General features: G+C 47.4%; 2 protein-coding genes. Both read left to right on the forward strand.

Features of this window, described 5'->3' with window-relative positions; all coding sequences use genetic code 11:
* On the forward strand, window positions 1–1,094 hold a 1,094-nt coding region (locus ACRC27_RS08690), incomplete at its 5' end, for a CD0519/CD1768 family membrane protein (protein WP_438639703.1).
* 223 nt (window positions 1,095–1,317) lie between these two features.
* On the forward strand, window positions 1,318–2,215 hold an 898-nt coding region (locus tag ACRC27_RS08695), incomplete at its 3' end, for a NupC/NupG family nucleoside CNT transporter (protein WP_438639704.1).

Genomic DNA, 2,215 nt, shown 5'->3' on the forward strand with positions numbered 1-2,215 from the left:
ATACCGCACATCAGCTACTGCTAAACACCATTCTTTTTATTATGGGGATCACCGTTCTCTCCGGAGCCTTGAGCCAATTACTCAGTGAATTTGGGGTGATCCGCCTGCTCGAAGTGCTGCTCGCCCCCCTAATGCGCCCGCTGTATCGTTTGCCGGGCCGTGCTGCACTGGCTGGATTGATGACCTTTTTCTCTGATAATCCAGCGGTCATCAGCTTGGCAAAAGACCCACGTTTTCGACGTGGACTACGCCCGTGGCAGCTGATCTCACTGACCAACTTTGGTACCGCTTTTGGGATGGGGCTGATAGTGGTCACCTTTATGGCAACGCTACAACTTAACTCACAAGAAAATACCGTCAAAGCTGCACTACTTGGGCTAGCTGGTGCATTAATAGGTTCAATCGTCAGTACCCGTCTAATGCAACGTATGATTAGGCCGCTGGTCGGTGATCAGCCGCTTGATGAAGCCTCACCGGATCATAGTGTGAATAGCACACCCACCCTATCGCCGGTCTCATCGTCAACGACATTACCTAATGGCAACTCACATTGTGCGCCAGAAAATGGTACCGTTGAAGATACTGCTCCCATCTGGTTACGGGTACTCAACGCCCTGCTTGATGGCGGGAAATCTGGGGTTGAGCTGGGTATGGCGGTGATCCCCGGCGTACTGATTATCAGCACCTTTGTCATGCTGCTGACCTTTGGCCCTAGCGCACAAGGTTATACCGGAGAAGCGTTTCAGGGGGTTGGGCTACTGCCGGTACTGGCCGGAAAAGCCGGCTGGCTGTTTGATGCCTTGTTTGGCTTTAAACATCCGGAGCTGATCGCATTTCCAGCGACATCACTCGGCGCAGTGGGTGCGGCGATGTCATTAGTACCGCCTTTTATCAGTAAAGGCTTTATTTCCGGCAACGAAATTGCGGTCTTTACGGCCATGGGTATGTGCTGGAGTGGATTTTTAAGCACCCACACCGCCATGCTCGATGCACTGGGGTATCGTTTTCTGACCTCACGCGCCATTATTGCACACACTCTTGGCGGCTTGGTGGCCGGTATCAGCGCACACCAGTTGTACATGTTGTTTGGCTAGCGTAACTCATACACCGTTTTAACATATCCCACATGAATGACCTTACCGCCTCGCTCACACTGCCCCCTCGTGAGCAAGGTGGTTATCCCCTTTTTGATACCACTCAACAGCCACATTTGCATGATAAATGTAAGTAAGCGTATTTTTGTAATACACTTCAAATTATAAAACCCTATATACAGTATCTTGCTTATTATTTGTGAGCCGCATTGGTATCTTTTTTATGAAAATCCTCCACTTTCTGCTCGGCCTGTTTGTTGTTTTTGTTCTCGCCCTGCTTGTCAGTAAAGATCGTTCAAAGATCAAGACTCGCTATATCGTTCAACTGATTGTGATTGAGCTTTTCCTATCCTATTTTTTACTGCACTCGTCAGTCGGGCTGAATCTGGTTACCGGTTTATCTGATGCGTTCAATAAATTACTGGCATATGCCGCTGACGGTACAAACTTCGTGTTTGGGGGGTTACTCAATGTCGGTGAATTTAGCTTTTTCCTGCAAGTACTGATGCCAATCGTGTTTATTTCAGTATTAATAGGGATCTTGCAACACATCAAAGTGTTACCCGTGGTGATCCGCTTTATCGGCGTGCTGTTGTCAAAAATCAACGGTATGGGAAAAATTGAGTCATTCAATGCAATCAGTGCCATGATCATTGGCCAGTCAGAAAACTTTATTGCCTATAAAAATATTCTCAGCCGGATCTCAGAGCGGCGCATGTACACCATGGCGGCAACCGCAATGTCGACCGTATCAATGTCAATTGTTGGCTCATACATGCAGCTCATTGAACCACGCTATGTTGTTGCCGCACTCATTTTGAACATGTTCAGCACCTTTATTATTTTGTCAGTCATCAACCCGTATGACAGCAATGAAGAAGATGATCTGATGGAGATTGAGTCAGAAAACAGTTCCCTGACCTTCTTTGAAATGCTGGGTGAATATATTCTGGCCGGTTTTAAAGTTGCGGTGATTGTCGCAGCAATGCTGATTGGTTTTATTGCACTGATCTCAATGATTAACCATATTTTCAGTGCTCTGTTTGGGATCAGTTTCCAAAACACACTCGGCTACCTGTTCTACCCCGTTGCTTGGCTGATGGGAATTCCGCACACCGAAG

Source organism: Plesiomonas sp. (genome assembly GCF_051650925.1).
Classification (GTDB): domain Bacteria; phylum Pseudomonadota; class Gammaproteobacteria; order Enterobacterales; family CAMTGL01; genus Plesiomonas.